The 6,881-nt window shown below is 71.7% G+C and carries 7 protein-coding genes; 1 reads left to right on the top strand and 6 read right to left on the bottom strand.

The genetic code is table 11. From position 1 onward, the window contains the following. Positions 1–124 precede the first annotated feature (124 nt). The 5 genes from fbaA to JAO81_RS14690 form a co-directional block, all read right to left on the bottom strand. A complete protein-coding gene (fbaA, locus tag JAO81_RS14710) occupies positions 125–1,147 on the bottom strand; it encodes a class II fructose-bisphosphate aldolase (protein ID WP_199548290.1) in 1,023 nt (340 codons plus the stop codon). A 230-nt stretch (positions 1,148–1,377) separates the two neighbouring features. Beyond that, positions 1,378–1,926: an orotate phosphoribosyltransferase gene (gene pyrE, locus JAO81_RS14705; RefSeq protein WP_199548289.1), complete on the bottom strand. Its 549-nt coding sequence runs from the start codon at positions 1,924–1,926 to the stop codon at positions 1,378–1,380. 41 nt (positions 1,927–1,967) lie between these two features. Next, positions 1,968–2,765, bottom strand: a complete 798-nt coding sequence (locus JAO81_RS14700; protein ID WP_199548288.1) for an aldose 1-epimerase — start codon at positions 2,763–2,765, stop codon at positions 1,968–1,970. 23 nt (positions 2,766–2,788) lie between these two features. Then, the gene (locus JAO81_RS14695; protein ID WP_199548287.1) at positions 2,789–3,685 is read right to left on the bottom strand and encodes an SRPBCC domain-containing protein; all 897 of its coding nucleotides are present in this window, start codon (positions 3,683–3,685) and stop codon (positions 2,789–2,791) included. Positions 3,686–3,979: 294 nt separating this feature from the next. After that, on the bottom strand, positions 3,980–4,591 hold the full coding sequence (locus tag JAO81_RS14690; protein ID WP_199548286.1) for a hypothetical protein: 612 nt from the start codon (positions 4,589–4,591) through the stop codon (positions 3,980–3,982). A gap of 184 nt (positions 4,592–4,775) precedes the next feature. Between JAO81_RS14690 and JAO81_RS14685 the strand changes: the two genes are divergently transcribed. Beyond that, a complete protein-coding gene (locus JAO81_RS14685) occupies positions 4,776–5,927 on the top strand; it encodes an alkaline phosphatase PhoX (protein ID WP_199548285.1) in 1,152 nt (383 codons plus the stop codon). Here the strand turns inward: JAO81_RS14685 and JAO81_RS14680 are convergent. Continuing rightward, the coding region (locus tag JAO81_RS14680; protein ID WP_307813369.1) for a helix-turn-helix domain-containing protein at positions 5,893–6,881 on the bottom strand (989 nt) is incomplete at its 5' end. The genes JAO81_RS14685 and JAO81_RS14680 overlap by 35 nt on opposite strands.

Here is a 6,881-nt window from a genome sequence, read left to right as displayed (position 1 = left end):
CCCCCCTCCCCCCAGCGGGAAGGCCGGGGCTCCGGGGGGGCCCCCCCCCCCTTCGCAACACCCTTTGCGCAAAGGGTTACTTGAGCTTGACGCCCGCGGCTGACAGAGCCTGGGCGCCCACGGCTTACTTGATCTTGGTGCCCGCCGAGCGCAGCGCCTTCGCGGCCTCGACCACGCGCGCGGCCATGCCGGCCTCGGCCGCCTTGCCCCACGTACGGGGGTCGTAGAGGGACTTGGTGCCGACCTCGCCGTCGACCTTCAGGACACCGTCGTAGTTCTTGAACATGTGGTCCACGACCGGACGCGAGAACGCGTACTGCATGTCGGTGTCGAGGTTCTGCTTCACGACGCCGTACTCGAGCGCGGTGTGGATCTCCTCGAGCGTGGAGCCCGAACCGCCGTGGAAGACGAAGTCGAACGGGGACGTCTTGCCGAACTTCGCGCCCACGCCCTCCTGCAGCTCCTTGAGCAGCTCGGGCTTGAGGACGACGTTGCCCGGCTTGTAGACGCCGTGCACGTTGCCGAACGAGGCGGCGAGCAGGTAGCGGCCCTTCTCGCCCAGGCCGAGGGCCTCGGCGGTGCGGATCGCGTCGTCGACCGTGGTGTAGAGGTTGTCGTTGATCTCGTGGCTGACGCCGTCCTCCTCACCACCGGTCGGGGTGATCTCGACCTCGAGGATGATCTTCGCGGCGGCGGCCTTCGCGAGCAGCTCCTGGCCGATGGCCAGGTTGTCGGCGAGGGTCTCGGCCGAGCCGTCCCACATGTGCGACTGGAACAGCGGGTTCTCACCCTTGGCGACGCGCTCGGCGGAGATGTCGAGCAGCGGGCGGACGTAGGTGTCCAGCTTGCCCTTCGGGCAGTGGTCCGTGTGCAGCGCGATGGTGATGTCGTACTTCTTGGCGACGACGTGCGCGAACTCGGCGAGCGCGACGGCGCCCGTGACCATGTCCTTGCTGTGCTGGCCGCCCAGGAACTCGGCGCCACCGGTGGACATCTGAATGATGCCGTCGCTCTCCGCCTCCGCGAGGCCGCGCAGGGCAGCGTGCAGCGTCTGGGACGAGGTCACGTTGATGGCCGGGTAGGCGAACTTGCCTGCCTTCGCCCGGTCGAGCATCTCGTTGTAGACCTCGGGGGTTGCGATGGGCATCTGTCCGCTCCTTGATGTACGCGGTGTGGGTAGCTTGGCCCTGACCTTGCGACCCGTAACGGAATGTCACATAGGTGACTGCATCCATGACTGTGGGTCACTGAGGGATGACGTCATCGTCGTCCCTATCTTTCCAGACTTGCGGGATTGCTCCAGTCCACACGGGGGCGCGAAAACGGGGGACCTAAGTCCCCCGTTTCGTCGCTTTCGTACGGACCTGGGCGTGCAGGCTAGGCGAGCCCGAGCTCGTCCTTGCCGAACGCGAAGAGGTACGGCACCCCGGCGCCGTCCTGGATCTTCTCGGCCGCACCCGTGGCACGGTCCACGATCGTGGCGACACCGACGACCTCGGCGCCTGCCTCGCGTACCGCCTGCACGGCCTCCAGCGGGGAGCCGCCGGTGGTGGAGGTGTCCTCGACGACCAGGACGCGGCGGCCCCTGATGTCCGGGCCCTCGACGCGGCGCTGCAGACCGTGCGCCTTGGCGGCCTTGCGCACGACGAACGCGTCCAGGCGCTCGCCCCGCGCGGCGGCGGCGTGCAGCATCGCGCCGGCCACGGGGTCGGCGCCCATGGTCAGACCGCCGACGGCGTCGAAGTCGAGGTCCTTGGTGAGGTCCAGGAGAACCTGGCCGACCAGCGGGGCGGCCTCGCCGTCGAGGGTGATCCGGCGCAGGTCGACGTAGTAGTCGGCCTCGATCCCGGAGGAGAGGGTCACCTTGCCGTGCACGACGGCCTTGTCCTTGATCTGCTGCAGCAGAGCCGCGCGTACGTCACTCATGGGGTCAGCGTATCCGGGGGCGGATCGGCGCCTCACGTGCGTCAGAGCCGGCGCCAGCTCCAGGTGGTCGACGCCTCCAGCGGATCGATCGGCGTGACCAGGCGCGGGTGGGTGTTCAGGCCGTTGGGCGGGCCCGTCTGGGGCTCGACGCAGACACCGTCCGGCTGGTGGTCGTAGACCACGACCCACTGCTCGCGGCTCTTGATCCGCAGCTCCAGCTCATCGGCCCACGTCACGGTGACGTCCACACCGTCCGGCATCCCGAAGCAGTCGTCCCAGGGACTCGGCCGCGGATCGATGCGCTTGCCGGTGGGCAGATAGTTCTCGCCGCGCTCCTCCTGCCAGGCCGCGTCGAAGTCGATCCGCGCCTCGGCGCCGCCCTCGCGCAGGTGGCGCTTGAACCAGGGGTGCCAGCCGATCTGCGCCGGGAAGGAGTCTCCGTACGTCTCGATCCCCATCGTGATCGTCACGCTGTCCTCGGACAGGGCGAAGAGCTGCGTGACGCGCCCGTTCCAGGGCCAGGGCTCGGTCAGGTCGTACGTGAAGGCCGCCTCGTCCGCCGACGAGCGCGCCAGACGCCAGGCCACGTCGCGCACGGTGCCGTGGATGGCGTGCGGCGGATCGGTGATCGGCAGCTGGTAGCTCTCGCCGCCGCTCAGGAACCGCCCGTTGTCGGTGCGCCCGCACCACGGCACCATCGGGAAGGAGCCGTAGTGGTCGCCCTGGCGCAGCACCTCGGTGCCGTCGATCCGCAGCGAGCCGATCCGGCAGCCGTTTCCGCCCTGCACGGTGAGCTCCGTGCCGCCCGCGACCAGCCTGATGTCGTCCTTAGTCGTCACGCCTCGACCCTAGTACTCCCGTGTCAGCGGCGGCGGCGCAGTACCCGGCTCACGACGATGGCCGAGGCCACGATCAGCGCGGCGGCGGGTGCGGCCCAGCGCAGGGTGTCGGAGGCGGTGCTGCTGTCGGGTGCGGGCGCCGGGGCGTAGCGGCCGCGCGGCGGGGCGTGGTCGACCTCTTCGGCGCTGCGGCCGATCATCGTGCGGCGTGCGTGCGCGGCCTCGCTCGGCGCCTCCCCGAACACCTCGTCCACCTCCTCGGCGAGTGCCGCCTCGTCGTAGGGGGCGTCGAGGGACGGGGGCGGGACCTCGGTCTCGAAGACGGAGGCGGGGGTGCCGGGCTCGGCGGACGGGGCGTCGGGCTCGGCGGACGGGGCGTCGGGCTCGATCCCGGGAGCCTCCGTGGGCTCGGCGTCGGGAGCGATCGCGGGAGCCTCCGTGGGCTCGGCGTCGGGAGCGATCGCGGGCTCGGTCTCCACCGCCTCGGGGGCACGGGAAGCCAGGGCCACCTCGCCGAGCCGCTCGGCGAACCGGGTCAGCAACCGTCGCGCCGAAGACTCCACCGCGGCGTCGTCCGCCTCGGCGGCCCGGCCATCGGCCTTGGCCCCGCCGCTGAACGCCAGGTTCGTACCGCCCTCGGCCGCCACAAGCCGCAGCTTCAGCGCGAGTTGTACGGATCCGGAGCCGCGCGCCTCGGCCGCCTGGCCCTCGAGCGCGTACGAGCCACCGCGTCGGACGACCTTCGCCGAGCCGCGGTAGGTGATGGTGTGGCCGCCGATCCGCACTTTGAGGCGGCCTTCGAGCGGCTCACCGTCCGCCGCGCGCTGGAGGCCGGGGACACTCCGGGCGACTTGTCCGGGGTCTCCCAGCGCGCGCCGCAGTTCGGCTTCGGGCACTGGTACGAACACCTCGAGCTCCATGCTCGCGAGCCTACCCGGGTGGTTCGCGCGGGGGCAGTGGTTCTGGGCGTCCGGGGAATCTCAGCCTCTGCGCCAATCTCAGCCCCTGCGGCAATCTCAACCTCTGCGGCAATCTCAGCCCCTGCGGCGATTGAGCAGATCCGAACGAAGTTCGGATGAGGGGGTCCGGGGCGAAGCCCCGGTTTCGGGAAGGGGCGGGTAGGGGAAAACAGCCCGCCGCAGGCGCCACCCACCCGCACCTGGCGACGAGACCGCACACCCACCCGTCGACGAGACCGCACCCGCACAGAACCCTCAACCCACCTCGAGCACCCGCTTGAGCTCCCCCAACCGCTCCCGCCAGAACTCCTTGTACGCCACCACCGCATCCGCGTCCGCCAGCCTGTGGTGGCCGAGGGTGATCTGTGTCTTCTGTGGGCCCTTGACCGTCAGGAAGACGGAGATACGGCTGGTCCCGCCGTCCCAGTCGGCGGTGAGGGACTTGCCGGCGCGGTGGGTGCGCAGCGTCAGGTCGGCGTCCGGGAGCCAGCGGCGCCGGGCCGCCTCGTCCACGAACGCCTCCGTGACGCGCTCGGCCGGCACGTTCACGGTCTTGTTGCCGGAGGCCTCCCAGGTGCCGTCGCAGGACTGGCCGACCTCGCGCATCCCCCGTTCCTGCTCGTAGCCGACAGTGATCGACTGGGCGTGCCAGCCGTTCACGCCGTGCTCCTCGCGCAGATGCCGGGCGATCTCGGTGTGGCCGCGCTGGTGCGCGCCCCACTTGTCGAGCACGGCGAACCAGCCGACCCAGTCCTTGCCGGTGGACTCGCTCAGCACGGCGGCCGACAGCTTCTCGGTGATCTTCCTGCCGGCGCCCGTGCCCGTGCCCCGGCCGGCACCCGAAGCAGCGCTCTTCCCGGTACTCATGGGCCCGACGGTAGGCCGGGCGCCCCCGCCCGGCAAACGTGCGCCAGGGGCCGCCCCGGCAAACCTGCTCCCACCCTTCGCCCCTTGTTCATGTACAGACAATGCAGCCCGCCTAGGTTCTCGAACCGCGCGACCCCGTCGCCGTACCCGGCGCGCGGGGCGACCCCCACCACCTGGAGTGACAGTGGAACGTCGGACCTTCCTGCGCGGCGCGGTCATCGGCAGCTCGGCGGCCGCCTTCGGCGGCACGCTGTGGCGCGGCGCCGCCTTCGCCGACCCCGCACAGCCCGGCACCGGCCCGTACGGCGCACTCGGCTCGGCGGACGCCAACGGGATCCAGCTGCCCGCGGGGTTCAGCAGCAGAGTGATCGCCCGTTCCGGGCAGAAAGTCGGCCCCCCCTCGTCCCCCTGGCCCAACGCCCCGGCCGGCGGCGCCTGTTACGCGGACGGCTCGGGCTGGATCTACGTCTCCAACTCGGAGATCAGCCCGAGCGGCGGCGCGGGCGCGGTGAAGTTCTCCGCGACCGGCGCGATCACGGGTGCGTACCGCATCCTCTCCAACACCCGCACCAACTGCGCCGGCGGGAAGACCCCGTGGAACACCTGGCTCTCCTGCGAGGAGGTCGACCGCGGCTACGTCTACGAGACGGACCCCTGGGGCGTGAAGGCGGCGGTCCGGCGGGACGCGATGGGGCGCTTCAAGCACGAGGCCGCCGCCGCCGACCCCGTACGCAAGACGATCTATCTCACCGAGGACGTCTCCGACGGCTGCTTCTACCGCTTCACGCCCACCACTTGGGGTGATCTGTCGGCCGGAAAACTGGAGGTCCTGAAGATGGGATCGGGGACGAGCGGGCCGGTGACCTGGGCACAGGTGCCGGACCCGAGCGGCGCCACCGCCACCCGCGGCCAGGTCTCCGGCGCCAAGCGCTTCAACGGCGGAGAGGGCTGTTACTACGCGGACGACACCTGCTGGTTCACGACGAAGGGCGACAACCGCGTGTGGCAGTACAACGCGGCGGCCTCGACCCTCGAACTCGCCTACGACGACTCGCTGGTGAGCGGCCCGCCGCTGACCGGGGTCGACAATGTGACGGGGACCGCGTCCGGCGATCTGTTCATCGCGGAGGACGGCGGGAACATGGAGATCTGCATGATCACGCCGGCCGAGGTCGTCGCCCCGTTCCTCAGGATCACCGGTCAGTCGGGCTCCGAGATCACCGGCCCGGCGTTCTCGCCCAACGGCACACGTCTGTACTTCTCCAGCCAGCGCGGTACGAGCGGCAGTTCCTCGGGCGGGATCACGTACGAGGTGACGGGGCCCTTCCGGAGCTAGGGCCGGCAAGGAGCCGCCGCCCCAGCGGAGTCAGCGTGTGCAGCACACTGCTCCCGTCCCGGACCGTCGACAGCAGGCCCGCCTCGCGCAGCACGGAGGCGTGCTGGCTGGCGGAGGCCGGTGACACCCCGACCCTGCGGGCGAGTTCACCGGTCGTGCAGCCGCCGTCGACGGACGCGAGCACGGCCGAGCGGGTGCGGCCGAGCAGCCGGTCGAGGGGCGCACGGAGGACGCGCGGGCGGGCGGCGGGGGGGGGGGGGGGGGGGGGCGGGGGGGGGGCCGCCCGCCCCGCGCCCGTCCGCCCGGCGCCCGTCCCCGTACGCCGGACCGGATAGACCAGCACCGGCGGCAGCTCCTCGTCGACCAGGGTGACGGGCCTGCGGGCACAGAAGTACGAGGGCACGAGGACGAGTCCGCGCCCGCCGAGGTGGATGTCGTGCTCCATCGGATAGTCGGCCTCCAGGACCGGCGGATTCCACCGCAGCACCGGCCGCAGACCGGCGAGCATCCCCTCCGTACCCCCGTCGAGCAGCCCCCGCAGGGCGACCGCGCGATCGGCGTCGACCTGGGCCTGCACGCGGTCGAGGTAGGGCGCGACGCTCGCCCGGTGGTAGTCGCGCAGACTGCCGGTGAGCAGCCCGAGTGTGTGCGGGTCACCGTCGGCGAGCGGCCGCAGCCAGGTGGGTACGCCGCCGGGAAAGCCGCCCATCCGGTCCAGCTCGTCCGCGAGTTGGGCGCGCGGGGTGCCGGCCAGGGCGTCGAGGCTCTCGTCGAGGGAGGTGTGCAGGGCGCTCGGGGTGAGGAAGTCGGGAAAGTTGCCGCGCGTCGGAACCAGCGCGCCGAGCACCCCGACCGCCCGCCGCCCGCGCTCCGGATCGGCGCCGAGCCGGTGGCGGGCGCCGGCCCGCCAGCCCCCCAGTCCCGCCCGGGGCCCGCCGGGCCGCAGCCGGGGGC

This window comes from Streptomyces sp. N35 (assembly GCF_016464295.1).
Classification (GTDB): Bacteria; Actinomycetota; Actinomycetes; order Streptomycetales; family Streptomycetaceae; genus Streptomyces.
The sequence above is the reverse complement of the archived record's forward strand: the minus strand, read 5'-3'. Positions and strand labels throughout refer to the sequence as shown.

What these genes read in the sequence shown, in the direction of transcription:
- JAO81_RS14690 (WP_199548286.1), bottom strand. Translation starts at nt 4,591, where the DNA reads ATGAGTACCGGGAAGAGCGCTGCTTCGGGTGCCGGCCGGGGCACGGGC.
- JAO81_RS14695 (WP_199548287.1), bottom strand. Translation starts at nt 3,685, where the DNA reads ATGGAGCTCGAGGTGTTCGTACCAGTGCCCGAAGCCGAACTGCGGCGC.
- fbaA (WP_199548290.1), bottom strand. Translation starts at nt 1,147, where the DNA reads ATGCCCATCGCAACCCCCGAGGTCTACAACGAGATGCTCGACCGGGCG.
- pyrE (WP_199548289.1), bottom strand. Translation starts at nt 1,926, where the DNA reads ATGAGTGACGTACGCGCGGCTCTGCTGCAGCAGATCAAGGACAAGGCC.